Annotated in this window: 26 protein-coding genes; 18 read left to right on the forward strand and 8 right to left on the reverse strand. The window is 62.3% G+C overall.

From position 1 onward, the window contains the following. The first annotated feature begins 20 nt into the window (after window positions 1-20). On the forward strand, window positions 21-917 hold the full coding sequence (locus IRZ77_RS04940; protein ID WP_046615295.1) for a LysR family transcriptional regulator: 897 nt from the start codon (window positions 21-23) through the stop codon (window positions 915-917). Here the strand turns inward: IRZ77_RS04940 and IRZ77_RS04945 are convergent. Then, window positions 914-1,237, reverse strand: coding sequence for a DUF883 family protein (locus IRZ77_RS04945; protein WP_003261039.1), 324 nt, complete (start codon window positions 1,235-1,237; stop codon window positions 914-916). The genes IRZ77_RS04940 and IRZ77_RS04945 overlap by 4 nt on opposite strands. Before the next feature lie 150 nt (window positions 1,238-1,387). Here IRZ77_RS04945 and IRZ77_RS04950 point away from each other — a divergent pair, with 150 nt between their 5' ends. Together IRZ77_RS04950 and IRZ77_RS04955 are read left to right on the forward strand one after the other, a co-directional pair. Then, window positions 1,388-1,603: a dodecin gene (locus IRZ77_RS04950; RefSeq protein ID WP_013970282.1), complete on the forward strand. Its 216-nt coding sequence runs from the start codon at window positions 1,388-1,390 to the stop codon at window positions 1,601-1,603. Between the two features lie 101 nt (window positions 1,604-1,704). Continuing rightward, entirely contained in the window at window positions 1,705-1,926 is a 222-nt protein-coding gene (locus IRZ77_RS04955; RefSeq protein ID WP_003261041.1) for a DUF1161 domain-containing protein, read from the forward strand. 98 nt (window positions 1,927-2,024) lie between these two features. On the opposite strand, the gene IRZ77_RS04960 is transcribed toward IRZ77_RS04955, so the two are convergent. After that, entirely contained in the window at window positions 2,025-3,029 is a 1,005-nt protein-coding gene (locus IRZ77_RS04960; protein WP_196173027.1) for an LLM class flavin-dependent oxidoreductase, read from the reverse strand. Window positions 3,030-3,181: 152 nt separating this feature from the next. Between IRZ77_RS04960 and IRZ77_RS04965 the strand changes: the two genes are divergently transcribed. Together IRZ77_RS04965 and IRZ77_RS04970 are read left to right on the forward strand one after the other, a co-directional pair. Beyond that, a complete protein-coding gene (locus IRZ77_RS04965) occupies window positions 3,182-3,607 on the forward strand; it encodes an OsmC family protein (protein ID WP_085601982.1) in 426 nt (141 codons plus the stop codon). Between the two features lie 73 nt (window positions 3,608-3,680). Next, window positions 3,681-3,914, forward strand: coding sequence for a DUF1161 domain-containing protein (locus tag IRZ77_RS04970; RefSeq protein WP_046615292.1), 234 nt, complete (start codon window positions 3,681-3,683; stop codon window positions 3,912-3,914). Window positions 3,915-3,958: 44 nt separating this feature from the next. Here the strand turns inward: IRZ77_RS04970 and IRZ77_RS04975 are convergent, their stop codons facing one another. Together IRZ77_RS04975 and IRZ77_RS04980 are read right to left on the reverse strand one after the other, a co-directional pair. Next, entirely contained in the window at window positions 3,959-4,372 is a 414-nt protein-coding gene (locus IRZ77_RS04975; RefSeq protein WP_046615291.1) for a PA0061/PA0062 family lipoprotein, read from the reverse strand. Window positions 4,373-4,427: 55 nt separating this feature from the next. Beyond that, window positions 4,428-4,841: a PA0061/PA0062 family lipoprotein gene (locus tag IRZ77_RS04980; protein ID WP_015268455.1), complete on the reverse strand. Its 414-nt coding sequence runs from the start codon at window positions 4,839-4,841 to the stop codon at window positions 4,428-4,430. A gap of 85 nt (window positions 4,842-4,926) precedes the next feature. Between IRZ77_RS04980 and IRZ77_RS04985 the strand changes: the two genes are divergently transcribed. Next, the gene (locus tag IRZ77_RS04985) at window positions 4,927-6,000 is read left to right on the forward strand and encodes an aminopeptidase (protein ID WP_196173028.1); all 1,074 of its coding nucleotides are present in this window, start codon (window positions 4,927-4,929) and stop codon (window positions 5,998-6,000) included. Between the two features lie 117 nt (window positions 6,001-6,117). Here the strand turns inward: IRZ77_RS04985 and IRZ77_RS04990 are convergent, their stop codons facing one another. Together IRZ77_RS04990 and IRZ77_RS04995 are read right to left on the reverse strand one after the other, a co-directional pair. Continuing rightward, complete coding sequence (locus IRZ77_RS04990) at window positions 6,118-6,768, reverse strand: HAD family hydrolase (RefSeq protein ID WP_046615289.1); 651 nt, start codon at window positions 6,766-6,768, stop codon at window positions 6,118-6,120. A 59-nt stretch (window positions 6,769-6,827) separates the two neighbouring features. Continuing rightward, entirely contained in the window at window positions 6,828-7,376 is a 549-nt protein-coding gene (locus IRZ77_RS04995; protein ID WP_046615288.1) for a gamma carbonic anhydrase family protein, read from the reverse strand. Window positions 7,377-7,442: 66 nt separating this feature from the next. Between IRZ77_RS04995 and prlC the strand changes: the two genes are divergently transcribed. From prlC to IRZ77_RS05025, 6 genes are all read left to right on the forward strand, one after another. Further along, window positions 7,443-9,530: an oligopeptidase A gene (prlC, locus tag IRZ77_RS05000; RefSeq protein ID WP_196173029.1), complete on the forward strand. Its 2,088-nt coding sequence runs from the start codon at window positions 7,443-7,445 to the stop codon at window positions 9,528-9,530. Next, window positions 9,527-9,808 carry a YheV family putative zinc ribbon protein gene (locus IRZ77_RS05005; RefSeq protein ID WP_013970292.1) on the forward strand — a complete coding sequence of 94 codons (282 nt, stop codon included), beginning with the start codon at window positions 9,527-9,529 and terminating at the stop codon, window positions 9,806-9,808. The genes prlC and IRZ77_RS05005 overlap by 4 nt, the downstream gene beginning before the upstream one ends. Window positions 9,809-9,918: 110 nt before the next feature. Further along, window positions 9,919-11,913, forward strand: coding sequence for a M3 family metallopeptidase (locus IRZ77_RS05010; RefSeq protein WP_196173030.1), 1,995 nt, complete (start codon window positions 9,919-9,921; stop codon window positions 11,911-11,913). 77 nt (window positions 11,914-11,990) lie between these two features. Continuing rightward, window positions 11,991-13,049: a PA0069 family radical SAM protein gene (locus IRZ77_RS05015; protein ID WP_085601987.1), complete on the forward strand. Its 1,059-nt coding sequence runs from the start codon at window positions 11,991-11,993 to the stop codon at window positions 13,047-13,049. A gap of 422 nt (window positions 13,050-13,471) precedes the next feature. Beyond that, complete coding sequence (locus tag IRZ77_RS05020) at window positions 13,472-14,191, forward strand: carbonic anhydrase (RefSeq protein WP_013970295.1); 720 nt, start codon at window positions 13,472-13,474, stop codon at window positions 14,189-14,191. 191 nt (window positions 14,192-14,382) lie between these two features. Next, window positions 14,383-15,915 (forward strand): SulP family inorganic anion transporter, encoded by a 1,533-nt coding sequence (locus tag IRZ77_RS05025; protein ID WP_085601988.1) that lies wholly within the window; start codon window positions 14,383-14,385, stop codon window positions 15,913-15,915. 131 nt (window positions 15,916-16,046) lie between these two features. On the opposite strand, the gene IRZ77_RS05030 is transcribed toward IRZ77_RS05025, so the two are convergent. Continuing rightward, window positions 16,047-16,688 carry a hypothetical protein gene (locus tag IRZ77_RS05030; RefSeq protein ID WP_196173031.1) on the reverse strand — a complete coding sequence of 214 codons (642 nt, stop codon included), beginning with the start codon at window positions 16,686-16,688 and terminating at the stop codon, window positions 16,047-16,049. A gap of 369 nt (window positions 16,689-17,057) precedes the next feature. On the opposite strand from IRZ77_RS05030, the gene coxB reads away from it, so the two are divergent. From coxB to IRZ77_RS05050, 4 genes are read left to right on the forward strand one after another with little or no spacing between them, the layout of a single operon-like run. Then, window positions 17,058-18,185, forward strand: coding sequence for a cytochrome c oxidase subunit II (gene coxB, locus IRZ77_RS05035; protein ID WP_085601990.1), 1,128 nt, complete (start codon window positions 17,058-17,060; stop codon window positions 18,183-18,185). A 43-nt stretch (window positions 18,186-18,228) separates the two neighbouring features. Beyond that, window positions 18,229-19,818 carry a cytochrome c oxidase subunit I gene (gene ctaD / locus IRZ77_RS05040; RefSeq protein WP_013970300.1) on the forward strand — a complete coding sequence of 530 codons (1,590 nt, stop codon included), beginning with the start codon at window positions 18,229-18,231 and terminating at the stop codon, window positions 19,816-19,818. A gap of 10 nt (window positions 19,819-19,828) precedes the next feature. Continuing rightward, a complete protein-coding gene (locus IRZ77_RS05045; protein ID WP_015268464.1) occupies window positions 19,829-20,395 on the forward strand; it encodes a cytochrome c oxidase assembly protein in 567 nt (188 codons plus the stop codon). 16 nt (window positions 20,396-20,411) lie between these two features. After that, window positions 20,412-21,299: a cytochrome c oxidase subunit 3 gene (locus IRZ77_RS05050; protein ID WP_003258926.1), complete on the forward strand. Its 888-nt coding sequence runs from the start codon at window positions 20,412-20,414 to the stop codon at window positions 21,297-21,299. Between the two features lie 36 nt (window positions 21,300-21,335). On the opposite strand, the gene IRZ77_RS05055 is transcribed toward IRZ77_RS05050, so the two are convergent. Then, entirely contained in the window at window positions 21,336-21,539 is a 204-nt protein-coding gene (locus IRZ77_RS05055) for a twin transmembrane helix small protein (RefSeq protein WP_003258925.1), read from the reverse strand. A gap of 63 nt (window positions 21,540-21,602) precedes the next feature. On the opposite strand from IRZ77_RS05055, the gene IRZ77_RS05060 reads away from it, so the two are divergent. Together IRZ77_RS05060 and IRZ77_RS05065 are read left to right on the forward strand one after the other, a co-directional pair. After that, complete coding sequence (locus IRZ77_RS05060) at window positions 21,603-22,340, forward strand: SURF1 family protein (RefSeq protein ID WP_135001858.1); 738 nt, start codon at window positions 21,603-21,605, stop codon at window positions 22,338-22,340. Further along, window positions 22,309-22,890 carry a hypothetical protein gene (locus IRZ77_RS05065; protein WP_135001859.1) on the forward strand — a complete coding sequence of 194 codons (582 nt, stop codon included), beginning with the start codon at window positions 22,309-22,311 and terminating at the stop codon, window positions 22,888-22,890. The genes IRZ77_RS05060 and IRZ77_RS05065 overlap by 32 nt, the downstream gene beginning before the upstream one ends. Window positions 22,891-22,897: the final 7 nt, after the last annotated feature.

Below are 22,897 nucleotides of genomic sequence, written 5' to 3' on the forward strand. Positions count from 1 at the left end.
CAGAAAAACTCACAGATAAAATGGCCCACGACCTCCCTCCCCTCAATGCCCTGCGGGCCTTCGAAGCGACCGCAAGGCTAAACAGCGTCAGCCAGGCTGCCGAAGCGCTGCACGTCACCCATGGCGCCGTCAGCCGGCAGATCAAGGTACTTGAAGAGCACCTCGGTGTCGCGCTGTTCGTGAAGGACGGGCGTGGCATCAAACTCACAGATGCCGGCGTACGCCTGCGCGATGTCAGTAGCGAAGCCTTCGATCGCCTGCGCAGCGTGTGCGCCGAGCTCAGCCACGATGTCAGCGAGGCGCCGTTCGTGCTGGGCTGCTCGGGCAGCCTGCTGGCGCGCTGGTTCATCCCACGGTTGGGGCGGTTGCAGGCAGATTTGCCAGAGCTACGCTTGCACCTGTCGGCCGGTGAAGGTGACCTGGACCCGCGACGGCCTGGGCTGGATGCGCTGCTGGTGTATGCCGAGCCGCCATGGCCGTCGGACATGCAGGTGCATGTACTGGCCGAGGAGCGCATCGGGCCGGTGCTCAGCCCGCATTTCGCCGGTTTCGAGCGCTTGCGGGGCGCGCCGGCCAAGGCCTTGCTGGGCGAAGCCTTGCTGCACACCACCTCGCGTCCGCAGGCTTGGCCGACCTGGGCACTGGAACAGGGGTTGGAGCCGGCGACCCTCCACTATGGCCAGGCTTTCGAGCACCTGTATTACCTGCTGGAAGCTGCGGTGGCCGGGTTGGGTGTGGCGATTGCGCCGCAGCCGCTGGTCGCTGATGACCTGCGGGCGGGCCGTTTGAATGCGCCGTGGGGCTTTTCACCTACCCCTGCGGCATTGGCGCTGTGGGTGCCCAGGCGCGCCGCGGACGGGCGCGCCGAGCAGTTGGCGCAGTGGCTAAGGGCAGAACTGGCGCGACAGGGCGCTTAGTTGCGTTTGCACATCAGGTACGCCGCCAGCAGGCCTAGCGCGCCAATGGCGACGCCGGCGGTGGTGTACGGGTGTTCCTGGGCATAGTCGCGGGTGGCGATGCCGGTCTGGCGGGTGCGGTGCTTCACTTCCTCGTAGGCATCGCTCAGCAGATGGCGCGAATGACGAAGGGCGCTCTCGGCGTTGCTGCGGATTGCCTTCACCGATTTCTGGGACTCCTCCGACGCATCATGCTTGAGGTTTTCCAGGCTTTTCAGAAGGCTCTCGATCTCCGCTTCCATGCTTTCCAGGGACGTTCTACGCAGCGAATTGCGGTGCATGTTGACTCTCCTTTGCAGTATGGACTGTAAGGATTGCGACCTTGGGCCCGCGGGAAAGTGCGATCGAACTTTCGCCAATAGTGACCGCTCGCAGGTAAACCAGGCCTGCACTGCTAGGCTCAATCTCACCATCATCCGAGGAGAGCGCTCATGACCGATCATCACACCTACAAGAAGATCGAACTGGTGGGGTCTTCGACCACCAGCATCGAAGAGGCGATCAACAATGCTCTGGCCGAAGCCGGCAAGAGCATCAAGCACCTGGAGTGGTTCGAAGTGATAGATACCCGTGGCCATATCCGTGACAACAAGGCGGCGCACTTCCAGGTCACGCTGAAGGTCGGCTTCCGTATCGCCAATAGCTGACATATTGCCGGGCTGGATGAGCCCGACATGATGGGGTATTTAGGAAGAGGGCGCCTTGGCGGGCGCCCTTTCTGATGTCATCTGCACAAGGAAAGCGAGTGATGAACAAACTGATTCTGGCGCTGGGCCTGATGACCCTGGCCGGTGGTGCGCTGGCGGCGGGCAAGCCGTGCGAGGAACTCAAGGCAGAGATTGCGGCCAAGCTGGATGCCAAGGGGGTTACCGGCTACAAGTTGGAGATCGTCGACAAGGGCGACCCGGCCGGCAAGGTGATTGGTAGCTGCGAGGCTGGTACCAAGGAGATTGTGTACCGGCGCGGTTAACGGGTTGGGTTCTTCGCGGGTAAACCCGCTACCACAGGGATATCACAGGCCTGAGAGCGACGCCGTACCTGTGGGAGCGGGTTTACCCGCGAAGAAGATCACGCGGTCTTGAGAGCCTGCGCCAACAGTTCATAGGACCGAATCCGGTCCGCATGCTCATACAAATCACAGGTGAAGATCAGCTCATCTGCTCCGGTCTGCTCCAGCAGCACTTCCACCTTGGCCCGCACCTTCTGCGGGCTGCCAATCATCGCCAAGCCGAGGAAGCTGCCCACCGCGTCCCGCTCATGGGGCAGCCACAGCCCATCCATGCTTTCCACCGGCGGCTTCTGCATCAGGCTCTGCCCGCGAATCAGCGCGAGGATGCGCTGGTACACGGACGTGGCCAGGTATTCGGCCTTTTCGTCGGTTTCCGCCACCACCATGGGGATGCCCAGCATCACGTATGGCTTGTCCAGCGTTGTCGAGGGCTTGAAGTGGTTGCGGTACACGCGGATCGCCTCGTGCATGTAGCGCGGCGCAAAGTGCGAGGCGAAAGCGTAGGGCATGCCGCGCATGCCGGCCAATTGAGCGCTGAACAGGCTGGAGCCGAGCAGCCACATCGGTACGTCGGTGTCGTGCCCTGGCACGGCGATCACTTTTTGATCATCGGTACGCGGGCCGAGGTAGCGTGACAGTTCCTCGACATCGTCCGGGAAATCATCCGGGCCGCCGGCGCGGTCGCGGCGCAGAGCGTAGGCGGTCATCTGATCGGAACCCGGCGCGCGACCCAGGCCCAGGTCGATGCGCCCTGGGTACAGGCTGGCCAGGGTGCCGAACTGCTCGGCGATCACCAGCGGTGCGTGGTTGGGCAGCATGACCCCGCCAGAGCCCACGCGAATGCTCGAGGTGCCCCCGGCCAGGTAGCCGATCAGCACCGAAGTCGCCGAACTGGCGATGCCGTCCATGTTGTGGTGCTCGGCAACCCAGAAGCGGTTGTAACCAAAGCGTTCGACGTGCTGCGCCAGGTCCAGCGCGTTGCGCAGCGACTGCGCCGGGCCGGCGTCGGCGCGCACCGGCACCAGGTCGAGGGTGGAAATTTTCAGTTCACGCAGCTGCGTCATGGAGCCTCCGCAAAGGTTTTTGGCCACAGGCCTTTACAACTCTGTATGGGCACATTCGACGGATTCAATGCTTGCCGTGCGATTGCTCTGAACTTGCTATAGGCGGCTGACCTCTGAAGCCATGAGCATGTAACCCGAGACCAGGAGGCATCATGAAAAAGACAGCATCGGCGATCTGGCAAGGTGGCCTGAAGGACGGCAAAGGCCTGCTTTCTACTGAAAGTGGCGCGCTCAAGCAGAACCCCTACGGTTTCAATACCCGTTTCGAAGGCTCACCCGGGACCAACCCGGAGGAGCTGATCGGCGCGGCGCACGCTGGCTGCTTCTCGATGGCACTGTCGATGATGCTGGGCGAAGCGGGGTTCACCCCGGACAGGATCGACACCGCTGCCGAAGTGACACTCGACAAGCAAGCTGATGGCTTTGCCATTACCGCAGTGCATCTGGTGCTCAGGGCCAAGGTGCCTGGGGCGAGTGAAGTGCAGTTCCTGGAGATTGCCGACAAGGCCAAGGCTGGGTGCCCGGTGTCCAAGGTGCTGAACGCGAAGATCAGCCTGGATGCGGCGCTGGTGGGGTGAAGCAGTGCAATAAGGGCGGTTTGTTGTAGTCTAAACAGCGTCGGCAGCACGCTGCCCTTTCAGGAGCCGTTTCATGATTCGCGTAGCAATCGCCGTGTTGGCTTCCTTGGTCGCCACATCTGCGCTGGCGGCGGTCAAGCCGTGCGAGGAGCTCAAAGCCGAGATCGAGGCCAAGATCCAGGCCCAGGGTGTTCCGTCCTACACCCTGGAGATCGTGCCCAACAGCGAGGTCAAGGACCAGAACATGGTCGTCGGGACCTGCGATGGTGGGACCAAGAAGATCATTTATCAGAAGAATGATCGGTAGGTTCAGGATTGCGGGGCCGCTTTGCGGCCCATTCGCAGCCCCGATCACGGAATGCAGAACACCTCGCTAGGCTCGTTCACCACCACCTTGCGGTTGCCGTCATAGAGCAGCACCTGCGGCTCCATCACCGGCGCCCGTGCCTCCAGCCGATAGCGTTCGCCGGCCTTGAAGTTGTCAAAGCGCACGGTCAGGTAGCAGGTACGGTCCCTGGGCTGGGTCATGAGGCCGCCCCCATATATCTCGTAATCGAAGCGCACTACCAGTTCGTGCTTGCCCGGCGTCACCTGGAAGTAACGGCCATCCTCCAGGCGCTTGCCGTCGAGGCGGTCGGCCATGATCACCCTGCCGGGAGTCATGGTGTACAGGTCGACCCAGGCCTGCTTGGGGTCGACGGGCGGCAAGGGGCTGGCGCAAGCCCCCAATGCACTGAGGGCGATCAGCATCATGGGCTGGCGCATGGCAAGACTCCCACTTGCGACTTATAAGCTACAAGCATAGCGCCGTTTGTGCGTTTCAGGTGCGCTGGCAGCCTGCAGGCAAACCCTGCCCAACCAGTTTCTGCTGGTGGTCATAGAGTTTGATCCAGGGGCGGAAACCGATGCTGCCAGCCTGCAGCTGGTAGCGCTGGCCGGCACTGAAATCCTTGAAGGTCAGCTTGACCTGGCAATCCCGCCACAACGGCTCCTCGACCGGGCCGATATTGCTGGGGGTAACCGGAAACTGGTAGCGCACAGTCAGCTCGTGGCTGCCGGGCTGTACTTCGAAGTAACGGCTGTCGGCCCAGTCGCGTTCATCTACCTGCACGGCGTGCAGCGAGGTGTTGTCGTAGGGCGTGAGGTCGATCCAGGCCTGGTTCGGGTCGGGGTCTGGCAAGGTCGAACAGGCGGATATCAGCAACAGTGAGCCGGTGACCAACAGTGCACGCATGGCGAAACGCCCCCTTGGCGAGATAGTCTTGGAGTGAATCGGCCTTGAGCGAGTCAGACAGTCCCGGATGCTTCGACTTTTTCTTATGCAGCGCTCAGGCCCTGGGCCACTCGACCTTGTTTTCACCCGTTTGGTTCCCCTGCTGGCGGTGCTCCTGCTGAACGGTTGCAGCAGCGCGGCCTACTATGGGCAGTTGGCCGAGGGCCAGTGGCAGCTGCTACGCGCACGTCAGCCGCTGGAGCAGGTAGTGGCCAACCCGGCCACTTCACCGCAATTGCGCGCGCGCCTGGAGCATGCCAAGCAGGCGCGAGCATTTGCCAGCCAGCAACTGAAGCTGCCGGATAACCGCAGCTATCGGGTGTATGCCGACCTTGGCAGGCCCTACGTGGTATGGAATGTGTTCGCCACCCCCGAGCTGTCTTTGCAGCCAGTGACGCACTGCTTCCCGATCGCGGGATGTGTGGCCTATCGCGGCTATTACCAGCAAGGCGCGGCGCGTGGGGCGGCGGCGTTGATGCGCCAGGACGGCATGGATGTGTATGTGGGCGGCGTGGAGGCCTATTCGACCCTGGGCTGGTTCGACGACCCGATCCTGTCGTCGATGGTGGGCTGGAGCGACGAGCGCCTGGCCACGTTGATCTTCCATGAGCTGGCCCACCAGCGCTTCTATGTGCAGGACGACACCGAGTTCAACGAGTCGTTTGCCTCCTTCGTCGAGCAGGAAGGCACCCGGCAATGGCGCGTGGCGCGGGGCCTGGCTGCCTCTGGTGGGGAGCAGGGGCAGCAGCGTGAGCAGTTCATCCGGTTGGTACTGGCCAGCCGCGAACGGTTGCAGGCGATTTATACCGGGCCTCTGGATGATGCGCAGAAGCGGACGGCCAAGCAGGCGGAGTTCGAGCGGCTAAGGCGGGAATACCGGCAGGTGCGTGATGCCCAGTGGGGTGGTGACAAGCGCTATGACGCCTGGATGTATGGGCCGATGAGCAATGCCAAGTTGCTGCCGTTCGGGCTGTATGACCAGTGGGTACCGGCGTTTGCGGCGGTGTTCGGTGAGGTGGGTGGGGACTGGGCACGGTTTTATCAGCGGGTCGAGCAGTTGGGGCAGTTGCCGATTGAAGAGCGGAAGGCGGCGTTGCGGCGGTTGATGGTTAGCCGGTGAGATTTTGGGGCCGCTTTGCGGCCCATCGCGACGCAAGGCCGCTCCTACAGAAGATACGCGATCGCCTGTAGGAGCGGCCTTGTGTCGCGATGGGCTGCAAAGCAGCCCCCAGGGCCATCAAGCCTTGAGAAATGCCTGATGCATCTCGGCCAAGGTAGCAAAATGGTAGGCCGGCTCTTCCGCCATCAGTTCTTCCTGGCTACCAAACCCGTACCCCACCGCCACCGCCTGCAAGCCATTGCTGCGCGCACCGATCAGGTCATGCTTGCGGTCGCCGATCATCAGTGTATGCGCCGGGTCCAGCCCTTCTTCATCAAGCAGGTGGCGAATCAGCTCGACCTTGTTGGTGCGTGTGCCATCCAGTTCACTGCCGTAGATCACCTTGAAGTGGTGGTCGAAGGCGAAGTGCCGGGCGATTTCACGGGCGAACTTCCACGGCTTGGAGGTGGCGATGTAGAGGGTGCGGCCCTGGCCGTTCAGGGCCTCGAGCAGCTCCGGCACACCTTCGAACACCAGGTTTTCGTACAGGCCGGTGACGCTGAAGCGTTCCCGATAGAAGTTCACTGCATCCCATGCCTTGGCTTCGTCGAAGCTGTAGAACTGCATGAAGGCCTGCAGCAGAGGCGGGCCGATGAAGTGCTCGAGGCGGGTCAGGTCCGGCTCGTCGATGCCCAGTTTGGCCAGGGCGTACTGGATCGAGCGGGTGATGCCCTGGCGTGGGTCGGTCAGGGTGCCGTCGAGGTCGAACAGGATGTTTTGCTGGTGCATTTACTGAGTTCCACTTGAGTGCTGCGTGGCCTTCTTCGCGGGTTTACCCGCGAATGCGGTCATTCCGGTTGGTCGTAACCTTCGGCCAGGTGCTGGTCCTTGAGCTTCACGTAGTTACTGGCGCTGTAGGCGAAAAATGCGTGTTCCTTGTCGTTCAGCAGCCGGGCCTGCTTCACCGGGCTGCCCATGTACAGGTAGCCACTGACCAGGCGCTTGCCCGGCGGCACCAGGCTACCGGCGCCGATGATCACTTCGTCCTCGACGATGGCGCCGTCCATGATGGTGCTGCCCATGCCGACCAGTATGCGGTTGCCCAAGGTGCAGCCATGCAGCATGACCTTGTGGCCGATGGTCACTTCGTCACCGATGATCAGCGGGAAGCCGTCCGGGTTGAACGGGCCGGCATGGGTGATGTGCAGCACGCTGCCGTCCTGCACGCTGGTACGCGCGCCGATGCGGATGCGGTGCATGTCGCCGCGTATAACGGTCAACGGCCAGACGGAGCTGTCTTCACCGATTTCCACGTCGCCCAGCACTACCGCCGATCGGTCGACGAAGGCCCTGGGCCCAACTTTCGGAGTGTGTTGCTGGAAGCTTCGGATGGCCATGATAGCGTCTCTCATCTGTGCCGATAGGCAGGCTGCCTGCTGCGGTCGGCGTCGATTGTAATTAAGATGGGGCAGTGTTTCTTCTGCCAAGGTATCCAAACCGTGAGTGCGAACAACCCGCTTCTGCAGTCCTACGATCTGCCGCCCTTCTCGCAAATCCGTGCCGAACACGTGTTGCCGGCGATCGAAGCGATCCTGGCCGACAACCGTAAAGCCATTGCCGAGATCCTCGAAAAGCAAGGCAAGAACCCTACCTGGGCTGGCCTGGTGCTGGCCATGGACGAACTGAACGACCGCCTGGGCGCCGCCTGGAGCCCGGTCAGCCACCTCAATGCGGTGTGCAACAGCGCGCAGCTGCGCGAAGCCTATGAGTCGTGCCTGCCGGCGCTGAGCGCCTACTCTACCGAACTGGGCCAGAACCGCGCGCTGTTCGAAGCCTACCAGGCGCTGATCGACAGCCCCGAGGCCGCCGGTTTCGACGTGGCGCAAAAGACTATCCTCGAGCACGCCCTGCGTGACTTCCGCCTGTCGGGTATCGACCTGCCGGCGGATAAACAGCAGCGCTACGCCGAAGTGCAGAGCAAGCTCAGCGAGCTGGGCAGCCGTTTCTCCAACCAGCTGCTCGATGCCACCCAGGCCTGGACCAAGCACGTTACCGACGAAGCAGCGCTGGCCGGCCTGACCGATTCGGCCAAGGCGCAGATGGCCGCCGCCGCCCAGGCCAACGGCCTCGACGGCTGGCTGATCACCTTGGAATTCCCCAGCTACTACGCGGTGATGACCTACGCCAGCGACCGCGCCCTGCGCGAAGAGCTTTACGCCGCATACTGCACCCGTGCCTCGGACCAGGGCCCGAATGCAGGCCAGTTCGACAACGGCCCGGTGATGCAGGAAATCCTCGGTCTGCGCCAGGAACTGGCCGAACTGCTGGGCTACAAGAACTACGCCGAGCTGAGCCTGGCCACCAAGATGGCCGAGTCCAGCGACCAGGTGCTGAGCTTCCTGCGTGACCTGGCCAAGCGTTCCAAGCCGTTCGCTGCCCAGGATCTGGAGCAGCTCAAGGCCTATGCCGCCGAGCAGGGCTGCCCTGAACTGGCCAGCTGGGACGCCGGCTACTTCGGCGAGAAGCTGCGTGAGCAGCGTTACAGCGTTTCTCAGGAAGCCCTGCGCGCCTACTTCCCGATCGATAAGGTACTGAGCGGCCTGTTCAGCATCGTGCAGCGCCTGTATGGCATCGAGATCGCCGAACTCAAGGGCTTCGACAGCTGGCACCCGGATGTGCGCCTGTTCGAGATCAAGGAAAACGGCCAGCATGTCGGCCGCTTCTTCTTCGACCTCTACGCCCGCCCCAACAAGCGTGGCGGCGCCTGGATGGATGGCGCGCGTGACCGCCGCCGCACAGCTGCCGGCCAGTTGCAGAGCCCGGTGGCCAACCTGGTGTGCAACTTCACCCCGGCCGCACCCGGCAAGCCGGCGCTGTTGACTCACGATGAAGTCACCACCTTGTTCCACGAGTTCGGCCACGGCCTGCACCACATGCTGACCCGCATCGAGCATGCCGGTGTGTCTGGCATCAACGGCGTGGCCTGGGACGCGGTGGAACTGCCGAGCCAGTTCATGGAAAACTGGTGCTGGGAGCCGGAAGGCCTGGCACTGATTTCCGCCCACTACGAAACCGGTGCCCCACTGCCCCAGGACCTGCTGGACAAGATGCTGGCGGCGAAGAACTTCCAGTCGGGCATGATGATGGTGCGCCAGCTGGAGTTCTCGCTGTTCGACTTTGAACTGCATGCCACCCATGGCGACGGCCGCAGCGTGCTGCAGGTGCTCGAAGGCGTGCGCGACGAGGTGTCGGTCATGCGCCCACCGGCGTACAACCGCTTCCCCAACAGCTTTGCGCACATCTTCGCTGGTGGTTATGCCGCGGGCTACTACAGCTACAAGTGGGCCGAAGTGCTGTCGGCTGACGCCTTCTCGCGCTTCGAGGAAGAAGGCGTGCTGAACGCCGAAACCGGCCGTGCCTTCCGCGAGGCAATCCTGGCACGCGGTGGTTCGCGCGAGCCTATGGAGTTGTTCGTCGACTTCCGTGGCCGTGAGCCTTCCATCGATGCCTTGCTGCGCCATAGTGGCCTGAGCGAGGACGCTGCAGCATGAGCGAGGTAGCCGTGAACAAGACCAAGAAACGCTTCATTGCCGGGGCGGTATGCCCGGCGTGCAGTGAGACCGACAAGCTGATGATGTGGAACGAAGACGGCGTACCGCATCGTGAATGCGTGGCCTGCGGCTTTACCGACACCCTCAACGAGCAGGGCTTGTCGGTGCCGAAGGAGCTCGGTACCCGGGTCAACCATCTGGAACCGAAAGCCGCGCCGGCCAAGGTACAGACGGTGCAGTTCTTCCCAAACCCGAAGCTGAAGAAACCGGCTGAATAAAGCCGTCGTGCCGCCCGGGCGCCGTGCCCGGGTGGTAGATAGTCAGGCCACCTGCTGCACGCCGGCCATGCAAGCTCGCCTGCTCTTCTCTACGAGCAAGGTGTTGCACCATGGACAACCCCCTTCTGCAAAATAGCCGTATCCCCGTCGATTACCCGTCGATCACGCTGCAAAACATGCAAGTTGCCTTCGACCATGTGCTGTTGGCGCACGAGCAAGGCATTGAACGCATCATCCGCGACCAGCAGGCATTGCCAACCTGGGATGACATGGTGCTGGCGGTGGATGGGCTGGATAGTCAGCTTCTGACGGTGTTGTATGCTGCCTCGCCGTTGGTTGGTCGGGATGAAGCCTGGGCCGGTGCCATTTTCGACTTCTTCGCCAAGGCCACGGAGCGGTTCGAACAGAAGTTCACCAATTCCGCACTGCAGGCCCTGTATGAGCGCTTGGCCAACAGCGACATTGGCAAGCAGCTGGATGCCCAGAAACGCGCCACATTGCGCTGGCATCTGCACAAGTTCGCCTCCAGTGGTGCATCGCTCGACCCAGCAGGCAAGCTGCGCCTGGCCGACCTGCTGAAACAGATTGGCGCTGCGCGGGAGGCGTTTCGCAGCAACATCAACCGACCAGGGCTGAGCATCACGGATGAATCCGAACTGAGCGGTGTACCTCAACGTATCCGTGACGAGCTGGCTACTAGGGCACAGGAGGCGGGTGAGCCGGGTTGGTTGATTGCATGCGAAAGCGCGACCACCGAGGCCGTGCTCAAACATGCTGACAACCGCCAACTGCGTGAGCGCGTATACCGGGCTTACCACACCCGAGGCGTCGGCCTTGGCCAACAGCAGGATAATCGCTTGCACCTGGAGCAACTTGCGAGGCTGCTGGAAGAAAAGGCCCACCTGCTCGGCTTTGCCAGCCATCTGGAGCAGAGCCTGCAGATGAAGAGCGCGGGTTCGGTTGCCCAGGTGCGCAGCTTCCTTCATGACCTGGCCGACCATGTGCGGCCGGCCGTACTGAATTGGCGTGCAGATATGCAGCGCCAGGCCTCAGCCGAAGGGCTGGGGAATGTCCAACCCTGGGACATTGCGTACCTGCAGGCCTCGTCGCGCACGGTGCTTTCCACCGAAGCCTTGCGCGAATACTTCCCGCTGAATGTCGTGGTCAGGGCATTGCAGCAGCTGGCGGAAAAACTGTTTGGCGTAACGCTGCTGGCCAGGCCGCTGGCAACCTGGGATGACAGCGTGCAACCGTTCGAGGTGTGGCAGGACAACGCCTTGATCGGTTTCCTGTACCTGGACGCCGTACAGCATGCCGGCAAACAACCTGACTCGGTATTCACCACCTACATTCGCAACCGTCGGGTCGATGCCGAGGGAATCTTCCAGACGGCCTCGGTGGTGGTCTATAGCGACGTGCCGGCAGCGCTGCCGGGTAGCCAGCCGTTGCTGGACCATCTGTCACTGCGCAAGCTGTTCCATGAGTTTGGCCATGCCTTGCACCATTTGCTGGTGCGCACGACCAACCACGTGATGTCCAACGTCACCGAACTCGGTACCGATGGCGTGGAGTTGTTCGGCAAGCTGTTCGAGCGCTGGGTCTGGGACGCGGATTACCTGGTGGCGATCTCTTCGCACCAGCACGATGGTAGCCAGCTTTCCCGGACGCGGGTCGATGAGTGCCTGCGCCGCTTGCGGCAACAAGGTGTGGAAGAAACCGCGCGCGACCTGAGCATGGCGCTGTTCGACCTGGACCTGCATGGCATGCCGACCGATGGCCGGTCCCTCGAGCAGCGCCTGGGCGATGCCCGTGAGTATTGTGGTTACTGGCCCCTGGCCGATTTCGAGCACCCGGCGCATGCCTTCGACCATCTGGTAAACGGCTACGATGCCGGTTATTACGCCTATCTGTGGTCGGACGTGCACGCCTTCGACCTGTTCACCCGCTTCGAGGCCCAAGGCCTGCTGGACCGGGCCACAGGGCAGGCGCTGCAGGAGACATTGCTTGCCCCAGGGGCATCGCGACCGTTGCGTGAAGGTATCGAGGTGTTCCTCGGCCGGCAGTCGAGCCAGCTGCCCTTTCTACGTTGGCATGGCCTGAAGTGAACGCGCGCTGACCGGAGGTGCTGGAAAGAATCAGGCAGGCAATATACTGTATATGAATACAGTATCAGGGGTAGGCCATGATTCCTCCAGCACCGCAAAAGGGCCGTGGCACGGCGCACAATCCGCACAACCGCTTTGCCCCCAGCCATTCGGTGGCAGAGGATGACGGCTGGTGTCAGGAGGTGCCGCAAACCCAGGGCACCGAGGTGCGGGTAGAGACGGCCAGGTCGGTGATCAGCCGCAATACGTCTCCCGACCTGCCCTTCGACCGCTCCATCAACCCATACCGTGGTTGCGAGCACGGTTGCATCTACTGTTATGCCCGCCCTTCCCACGCCTACTGGGACCTTTCCCCCGGCCTGGATTTCGAGACCAAGCTGATTGCCAAGACCAACGCCGCCGAGGTGCTTGAGCAACAATTGAGCAAACCGGGTTACATTTGCGCGCCGATCAACCTGGGTTCCAATACCGACCCGTACCAGCCGATCGAGCGGGAGCAACTGCTGACCCGTCGCCTGCTCGAAGTGCTGCTGCGTTTTCGCCATCCGGTGACCATCGTCACGAAGGGTTCACTGGTGCTGCGCGACCTCGACCTGCTGGCCGAGATGGCCCGCCAGCGTCTGGTACGGGTGATGATCAGCCTGACCACGCTGGACGATGACCTGAAACGGGTGCTGGAACCGCGCGCGGCATCACCCAAGGCGCGCTTGCGGGCTATCCGTGTGTTGCGTGAGGCGGGAGTACCGGTGGGCGTGTTGTGTTCGCCGATGATCCCGATGATCAACGACAGTGAACTGGAACGGCTGCTGGATGCGGCGAGGGAGGCCGGTGCACAGAGCGCAGCCTACATGATGTTGCGCTTGCCGCTGGAAGTGGCACCGTTGTTCGAGCAATGGCTGCAGGACCATTACCCGCAGCGGGCGGCGCATGTATTGAGCCTGATCCGCCAGAGCCGCGGCGGAGAACTGTACGACAGCCGGTTTGGTGCGCGCATGCGCGGTGAAGGCGTGTTTGCCGAGTTGCTGGCGCAGCGCTTTGCCAAGGCCATGAAGCGGCTGGAGTTCGAAGGGCGAGAAGCGCAGGCGCTGGATTGTTCGGCGTTTTGCCCACCGGGTGGGCAGATGGCGCTGTTCTGATGCTTGAGCAGAGCACGGCCTTTGTGGGAGCGGGCGCGCCCGCGAACACCGGCGCAGCCGGTGCCTTGTACCAAGCTGCCTCTTTCGCGGGCACGCCCGCTCCCACAGGTTCTGTGCAGGTTCCGGGTTCCCGCATGGGGCGCATTGCCATCCGTCAATACAACTAATCCAAGTAGATAATTGGACTAATGGCTCTTGGCAGTTGATGTTTTTTTGCTATTATCCAGTGCCCGCCCTTCCTATCTGGAACACCCGTTCTAGAGCCTTCGAATTAAGTTTCAGTTAAGTTTTCCCCGCTAGCGTAGGAAATCAGTCTTCACCGACTGTGATCTATGGCCTGTGCGTGTCATCTAAATCCCTGCATAGCCAGAATCTTTCACCGGTAAAATGGATTTACCTACACACCGTCAAGAGGATGAATCATGCCCGTCAAGGACCCATCCAAGGTCGTACCGCAGGTCCCCGCGGAGAGCGCCGATGCCGCCCTGAAGCACATCGTCGACGGCTTCCTGCGTTTTCACCATGACGTTTTCCCCGAGCAGCAAGAGCTGTTCAAGAAGCTCGCCACCGCGCAAACCCCGCGAGCCATGTTCATTACCTGCGCCGACTCGCGCATCGTTCCCGAGCTGATCACCCAGAGTTCGCCTGGCGACCTGTTCGTGACCCGTAACGTCGGTAACGTGGTACCGCCTTATGGCCAGATGAACGGCGGCGTTTCCAGCGCTATCGAGTACGCCGTGCTGGCGTTGAAAGTGCATCACATCATCGTCTGCGGCCACTCCGACTGCGGCGCCATGCGTGCCGTGCTCAACCCGCAATCGCTGACCAAGATGCCGACAGTGTCCGCCTGGTTGCGCCACGCCGAAGTGGCCCGCACCGTGGTCGAGAACAACTGCTCGTGCGGCAGCGAACACGAAACCATGCAAGTGCTGACCAAGGAAAACGTCATCGCCCAGCTGCATCACCTGCGTACTCACCCTTCGGTGGCTTCGCGCCTGGCAGCCGGTGAGCTGTACATCCATGGCTGGGTCTACGACATCGAGACCAGCAAGATCGAAGCCTACGACGCCGCCAGCGATACCTTCCTGCCCCTGGCTGCTGGCGAGCCGGTCCCCTGCGCTACTCCGAGAGGCCGCTACTAAGCGACCCATCCACCCGCTGGAACCTTGATAGCCGGCTGCACCCTGCAGGGGTGTGGCATGGCTTTCGGCTGCCTTGAATTCCCTGACTGCCTGCCGGCACGCCCGCTGGCGGCCCGCGCCTGCGCGCTCGTCAGGGGCAAACGTGCCCACGGCCAGGGGAATGGCTGTGCGACAGAGAAAGGAGAAACACGGTGAACATTACACAGTTGAAAGCGGCCCTGCCGCGTGAGTTGCTGGCGTCGGTGGTGGTCTTCCTGGTGGCCCTGCCGTTGTGCATGGGCATTGCGATCGCTTCGGGCATGCCGCCCGCCAAAGGCCTGATTACCGGCATTATCGGCGGTGTTGTCGTGGGTTTTCTCGCCGGTTCCCCGCTGCAGGTCAGTGGACCGGCCGCTGGCCTGGCGGTATTGGTATTCGAACTGGTACGCCAGCATGGCATGGCCATGCTCGGGCCGATCCTGCTGCTGGCCGGCTTGCTGCAGTTGCTGGCCGGGCGTCTGCGCCTGGGCTGCTGGTTCCGGGTTACCGCGCCGGCGGTGGTGTACGGCATGCTGGCGGGGATTGGCGTGCTGATCGTGCTGTCGCAGGTGCATGTGATGTTCGATACCGCGCCGCAGCCATCCGGCATGCAGAACCTGCTGGAGTTCCCGGCGACCGTGGCTGCGGCCCTGCCACAGGAAAGCGCCGGCTCCGGCTGGATGGCCGGTGCGCTGGGTCTGGGCACCATCGCCATCATGTGGGGCTGGGAGCGCCTGCGGCCGCAGCGGCTGCGCTTTGTCCCAGGTGCCCTGCTGGGCGTGTCGGCCATGACGGCCATCAGCATGTGGCTGGCCTTGCCGGTGAATCGCGTACAGGTGCCGGCCGACCTGTCCGAGGCCATCGACTGGATCCGCCCTGGAGACCTGATGCAACTGGCCGACCCTACCCTGTTGGTCGCCGCTTTCGCTCTGGCCTTCATCGCCAGCGCCGAAACCTTGTTGTCGGCTGCAGCGGTTGACCGCATGCACAGCGGCCAACGTTCGGACTTCGACCGTGAGCTGTCTGCCCAGGGCATCGGCAACATGCTGTGTGGGGTGCTCGGCGCGTTACCGATGACCGGGGTGATCGTGCGTAGCTCGGCGAACGTGCAGGCTGGTGCGCAGACTCGGGCTTCAGCGATCTTCCATGGCTTGTGGCTGCTGGCATTCGTGGTGGCGCTGAGCAGCGTGCTGCAGCAGATCCCGGTGGCGAGCCTGGCGGGTGTGCTGGTGTTCACCGGGGTCAAACTGGTGGATTTCAAGGCGTTTCGTGGGTTGGGCCGCTATGGCCGCATGCCGATGGTCACCTACGCGGCGACGGCACTGGCGATCATCTTTACCGACCTGCTGACCGGCGTATTGCTGGGCTTTGCCCTGACCTTGCTGAAGCTGGCACTGAAGGCGGCGCGGTTGAAGATCAACCTGGTCAGCCTGGAGAAGGCTGGGCACATGGAGCTGCGCTTGAGTGGCGCGGCCACCTTCCTCAAGGTGCCGGCGCTGACTCAGGTGCTGGATAGCGTGCCGGCGGGGACCACGCTGCATGTGCCGCTGGGTAACCTCAGCTATATCGACCACTCGTGCCTTGAGCTGCTTGAAGATTGGGGCCGCAGTAATTTGGCAAATGGGTCGCGGTTGCTGATCGAGCAGCGGCGCTTGAAGCGGCGGATCGAGGGGCGGATGCGGACTACGGCCGGGGTTGGGGCCTAGAGCCGGAATATTTGCTGCATGAGCCGGCCCTTTCGCGGGCACGCCCGCTCCCACAGGTAATCCACAGCCATTAAGGCATGTGCTTTCCCTGTGGGAGCGGGCGTGCCCGCGAAGAGGCTGGGACAGGAACTTCAGGCCGGCTGGCCCAGCTCCACCCCCAGCTGCCGTGACAGGCACGGCCAGCGCTTCCACGCCGCGCCTGTTTTCGGGCTGCTCAATTTCTCGCGGTAGGCCTCCACCGATTCCACCGCGAAGCTGTCGTCATTCAACATTTCATCCACCGAGTGGTGCACCACTTCATCCAGCTGGTTGGCAAACGTCTCGCCAATCAACTGGTGGGCAATCAGGTTGGCGACGGTGGTGTCGACCGGGATCAACGGTTGCTGGAAGTGGCGGATGTACAGGTCGTTCACCTCTTCCACCAGGCGGTGCGCCAGGTAGGCCTCATCCAGCAGGCAGTCCAGGCCCACATGCCCTTGCATCACGCTGGGCGGCTGCAGAAAGTAGGCTTCGGCGATTTTCAGTACAGGTTTGATCTGCGATTCGATCCCGGCCTCGCGGGCGACCTCATGGGCGGCCTCCAGCAGTTCCGGAACCTGGTCGATGTAGGCGCTGACGAAGCGCGCCAAAGTACCCTGGGCGTCCTGCTCAGGCAGTTGGATCGAGGGGTGCAGGTGGGGCAGTTGCAGCTCGAGACGCTTTTTCAGTTGGCCGGTCTGGCCTTCGTGTTGATGGGCTTGGCTTACCTGCTCGCGTACAGCAGCGATGTTCATGACAACTCCAGGGACATTACGTTTCAAACGGAAGACACTAAATTAGCTCGGTATACAGAATACCTAAGACGTATTTGTTATAAATCACGCAAACGTGTGCATGCTCAGGCATATCGAAATGCCATTATTGCGCCATGACCTATCAAGCACGCGGTTTTCAGGCCATTCAGCCATTTAATGAAGTTCATTTCACGGCCTTCGTTGCGTGCCGTTGGTCGCTGTCTATACTCCCGGAGAACGTGATTCGTTGATGAGGCCCGACTGCTTTTAGCAGGGGCTCGGTCGTCGAAGCCAGGCAGTCTTGACCGCCGTTCCCTCTTGCCGCAGGCCACGCCTCCGGGACTACAAGAACGAGAAGGGGAACCCGCAATGATGCGACATCCACATGTCTGGATGGGCCTCCTGTTGTGGACGGTTTTTGGTCAGGCAAATGCCGCCTGGACCGTGAACATGCACCCAGGGGCGACGGAAGTCTCCAACGCCGTCTTCGACCTGCACATGACCATCTTCTGGATCTGCGTGATCATCGGCATCGTTGTCTTTGGCGCGATGTTCTGGTCGATGGTCATCCACCGCCGTTCCACCGGTCAGCAGGCTGCGCATTTCCACGAGCACACCTGGGTGGAAATTCTCTGGACGGTGGTCCCCTTCCTGATCCTGGTGGCCATGGCCATCCCGGCCACCAAGACCCTGATCGACATCTACGATGCCAGCGAGTCGGATATCGATATCCAGGTTACCGGGTACCAGTGGAAGTGGCACTACAAATACCTGGGCCAGGACGTGGAGTTCTTCAGCAACCTGGCCACCCCCACCGAGCAGATCCACAACAAGGCACCCAAGGACGAGCACTACCTGCTCGAAGTCGACCAGCCGCTGGTGCTGCCAGTGGGCGCCAAGGTGCGCTTCCTGGTGACCGCTGCCGATGTCATCCACTCCTGGTGGGTGCCGGCGTTCGCGGTCAAACGTGATGCCATCCCCGGCTTCGTCAACGAAGCCTGGACCCGTATCGACAAGCCCGGCATCTACCGCGGCCAGTGCACCGAGCTGTGCGGCAAGGACCACGGCTTCATGCCGGTGGTGGTCGAGGTCAAGTCCAAGGCTGACTACGACACCTGGCTGGGCGAGCGCAAGGCCGAAGCTGCCAAGCTCAAGGAGCTGACCAGCAAGGAATGGACCCTGCAGGAGCTGGTGGAACGTGGTGACAAGGTCTACCACACCACCTGCGTGGCCTGTCACCAGGCCGAAGGCCAGGGCCTGCCGCCGATGTTCCCGGCGCTCAAGGGCTCGAAGATCGCCACCGGGCCGAAGGAAGCCCACCTGGGTATCGTCTTCCACGGCAAGCCCGGCACCGCCATGGCCGCGTTCGGCAAGCAGCTCTCGGAAGTCGACATCGCCGCCGTGGTCACCTACGAGCGCAACGCCTGGGGCAACAACAAGGGTGACATGGTCACGCCGAAGGACGTGCTGGCACTGAAGCAGGCAGAAGCGCAATGAACCGGGTTACTCGCGGCAATCAATGGATTGCAGGAGACAGGACATGAGTGCAGTGATCGACGACCACGCCCACGGCCATGACCATGCGCACGGCCCGGCCAAGGGCCTGATGCGCTGGGTGCTGACCACCAACCACAAGGACATCGGCACGATGTACCTGTGGTTCAGCTTCATCATGTTCCTGCTCGGCGGCTCTTTCGCCATGGTGATCCGTGCCGAGCTGTTCCAGCCCGGCCTGCAGATCGTCCAGCCGGAGTTCTTCAACCAGATGACCACCATGCACGGCCTGATCATGGTGTTCGGTGCGGTGATGCCGGCCTTCGTCGGCCTGGCCAACTGGATGATCCCGCTGATGATCGGCGCGCCCGACATGGCCCTGCCGCGGATGAACAACTTCAGCTTCTGGCTGCTGCCGGCGGCTTTCCTGTTGCTGGTCTCGACCCTGTTCAGCCCGGGCGGGGGGCCCAACTTCGGCTGGACCTTCTACGCCCCGCTGTCCACCACCTACGCGCCGGCCAGCGTCACCTTCTTCATCTTTGCCATCCACCTGATGGGCATCAGCTCGATCATGGGCGCGATCAACGTGATCGCCACCATCCTCAACCTGCGCGCCCCGGGCATGACCTTGATGAAGATGCCACTGTTCGTCTGGACCTGGCTGATTACCGCGTTCCTGCTGATTGCGGTGATGCCGGTGCTGGCCGGCGTCGTGACCATGATGCTGATGGACATCCACTTCGGCACCAGCTTCTTCAGTGCCGCCGGCGGCGGTGACCCGGTGCTGTTCCAGCACGTGTTCTGGTTCTTCGGCCACCCCGAGGTGTACATCATGATCCTGCCGGCCTTCGGCGCGGTCAGTTCGATCATCCCGGCGTTCTCGCGCAAGCCGCTGTTCGGCTACACCTCCATGGTGTACGCCACCGGCGCCATCGCATTCCTGTCGTTCATCGTCTGGGCCCACCACATGTTCGTGGTCGGCATCCCGGTGGTCGGCGAGCTGTTCTTCATGTACGCCACCATGCTGATCGCCGTGCCTACCGGGGTTAAGGTGTTCAACTGGGTCAGCACCATGTGGGAAGGGTCACTGACCTTCGAAACGCCGATGCTGTTCGCCATCGCCTTTGTCATCCTGTTCACCATCGGCGGTTTCAGCGGGCTGATGCTTGCCATCGCCCCGGCTGACTTCCAGTACCACGACACCTACTTCGTGGTGGCGCACTTCCACTATGTGCTCGTGCCTGGGGCGATCTTCGGCATCTTCGCCTCGGCCTACTACTGGCTGCCGAAATGGACCGGCCACATGTATGACGAAACCCTTGGCAAGCTGCATTTCTGGCTATCGTTCATTGGCATGAACATGGCCTTCTTCCCCATGCACTTCGTGGGGCTTGCCGGCATGCCACGGCGGATCCCCGACTACAACTTGCAGTTCGCCGACTTCAACATGGTGTCGTCGATCGGCGCGTTCATGTTCGGTGCCACGCAGATCTTCTTCCTGTTCATCGTCATCAAATGCATCCGTGGCGGCGCGCCGGCACCGGCCAAACCATGGGATGGCGCCGAGGGCCTGGAGTGGTCGATCCCGTCGCCTGCGCCCTATCACACCTTCCAGACGCCACCGGAAGTGAAATAGGAACCGTGCCATGAACGGCCTTTCGCTGAAACGCCTGGTATTGCGCCTGCTGATGCTGACGGTGGTGATGTTCGCCTTCGGCTTCGCCCTGGTGCCTATCTATGACGTGATGTGCAAGGCCTTCGGTATCAACGGCAAGACCGGAGGGCAGTACGAAGGCAGCCAGGTCAGCGACCCGACGCGTTCGGTGCGGGTGCAGTTCATGTCGACCAATGCCAGCGACATGGTCTGGGACTTCTACTCCACCGCGGACCAGCTGGAGGTCAACCCGGGGGCGGTGAACCAGATGATCTTCATTGCCCACAACCCGACCGACCGGCCGATGAGTGCGCAAGCCATCCCCAGCATCACCCCAGCCGAGGCTGCGGCGTACTTCCACAAGACCGAGTGCTTCTGCTTTACCCAGCAGGTGCTGCAGCCCGGCGAACGCATCGAGATGCCGGTGCGCTTCATCGTCGACCGCGACCTGCCGGCCAGCGTGAAGCACCTGACACTGGCCTACACCTTGTTCGACATCACCGCTCGCCACCCGCCGGTCGCGCATGTCGCGGCCCAGGACGTCCAGGGCGCCCGTTAAGGGAAGGAGAACAGCAATGGCAAGTCATGAGCACTACTACGTTCCGGCGCAGAGCAAGTGGCCGATCATCGCCACCATCGGCATGTTCATCACGGTGTTCGGCCTGGGCACCTGGTTCAATGACATGAAGGCCGGCCACCCCGAGTCGCACGGGCCGCTGATCTTCTTCATCGGTGCGTTGTTCCTGGCCTACATGCTGTTCGGCTGGTTCGGTTCGGTGGTGCGGGAAAGCCGCGCGGGGCTGTACAGCCCGCAGCTGGACCGCTCGTTCCGCTGGGGCATGAGCTGGTTCATCTTCTCCGAGGTGATGTTCTTCCTGGCCTTCTTCGGTGCGCTGTTCTACGTGCGGGTGCTGGCCGGGCCGTGGCTGGGCGGTGAAGGGGCCAAGGGTGTTGCGCACATGTTGTGGCCGACCTTCGAATTCACCTGGCCGCTGCTGCACACGCCCGACCCGAAACTGTTCCCACCGCCCAAGGAAGTGATCGATCCGTGGCACCTGCCGCTTATCAACACCATCTTGCTGGTCAGCTCCAGCGTGACCATCACCATCGCCCACCATGCCCTGCGTCGCGGCCACCGTGGCCCGCTGAAATTCTGGATGGCGCTGACCATTGTCCTGGGCGCCAGCTTCATCGCGTTGCAGGCCTACGAGTACCACGAGGCCTATACCAAGCTGGGGCTGACGCTGGGGTCGGGTATCTACGGCGCGACGTTCTTCATGCTCACCGGCTTCCACGGCGCCCACGTGACCCTGGGCACGATCATCCTGATCGTGATGTTCGTGCGCATCTTGCGCGGGCATTTCAACCCGGAGAAACACTTCGGTTTCGAGGCCGCCAGTTGGTACTGGCACTTCGTCGATGTGGTGTGGGTGGGGTTGTTCATCTTTGTCTATGTGTTGTGAATAAAGAACCCGCTCCCAAAGGGGTAGGTGAGAGCTTCAGAAGGGGGCGTGTGAGACGAGTTGACCGCTGATGAAGCCCCAGGCCACCAGGCCGATGGTGAGGGCCGCCAGGGTCACCCGCACGGTCAGCGCTTTCAGTAAACGGGTCGAGTTTTCATCGTCCTTTACCAGAAACACCAGGCCGCTGAACAGGCTGGCAATCGTGGCCAACAGCATCAGGACAATCGCGGCCTTGAGCATGGCGATACTCCGGGGGGATGCGGTGATGTGGATAAGTATAGCGATCGGCCCGACGAGGCTCCGATGAGGCCGTTTCGTCCGGGCTGGGTACCAACCCTGGTGGTGCTTGCGCTGCTGCCGGGGCTGATCGCGCTTGGCTGCTGGCAACTCGGCCGTGCCGAGGAAAAACGCATACTGCTGGCCGCCTATGCCGAGCGGCGGGTAGAAGCGCCAGTGGCTACGGCCCAGCTGACAGCGAACCAGGACAATGCCTTCCGCCGCGTGCATCTCTATGGCCGCTTCGACTCCGAACACAGCCTGCTGCTGGACAACCGCATGCGCGATGGCCAGGCCGGTGTCGAGCTGCTGCAACCCTTCCATGATCAGGCCAGCGGCGCGTGGCTGCTGGTAAACCGCGGGTGGTTGCCCTGGCCGGATCGCCGTGTGCCGGTGCATTTCGATACCCCTGCCCAGGCGTTGGCGCTGGACGCTTCGGTGTATGTCGCGCCTGGCAGCACGTTCCAGCTGCACCCCGACCCTGCAGGCGGCCAGTGGCCGCATCTGCTGACTGCCGTGGATGCCGCGAAGCTATGGCAACAGCTCGATCGCGAAGGCTTCGCCCATGAGCTGCGCCTGGAACCCGGCCCGGCGACCTATCGCCTGGACTGGCCGGTCGTTGCCATGGGCCCGGAAAAACACCTGGGTTACGCCGTGCAGTGGTTTGCCCTGGCAACCACTTTGGTACTGCTCTACCTCTACTTCGGCTGGCACCACAACAAGGAGAAACGCCATGGCCACCGCCACTCCACTGGAAGTGCCTGAACGCAGCAAACCCAGAGCCCGCGGGCGTTTGCAGCTGCTGCTGATTCTGCTGGTGGTGCTCGGGCCGATGGTTCTGGCCACCAGCATGTACAAGCTCAAGTTCTGGGTGCCGGACGGCCGCAGCTACCACGGCGTGATGATCGGCAACGGGGAGACCCTTGCCGATCTCGGCGTAGCGGGCCAGGGCGAGCGCTGGCAGCTGCTGGTGAGCACACCCACAGCCTGTGCCGAGGATTGCCAGCGGCTGGTGTACCTGGCTCGGCAGATCCAGGTCGGCCTGGGTCGTGATGCCAGCCGTGCCAGCCATGCCCTGGCGGCCGCCCAGCCGGCAAGTGCCGAGTACCAGGCGTTGCTAGGCCGCGAATACCCACAGTTGCAGCGTTACCCGCTGGATGCGCAACGCTACCTGCAAAAGGTCGGCGAGGCCGGCCCGCAGCTGTGGATCGTCGACCCACACGGCAACCTGGTGCTGCGCTACGACGCCAAGGTCAACGGCAAGCATGTGCTGGACGACCTGCGCCACCTGCTCAAGCTGTCCAACATCGGCTAGGAGCCTG

It is taken from the genome of Pseudomonas pudica, assembly GCF_015680405.1.
Classification (GTDB): domain Bacteria; phylum Pseudomonadota; class Gammaproteobacteria; order Pseudomonadales; family Pseudomonadaceae; genus Aquipseudomonas; species Aquipseudomonas pudica.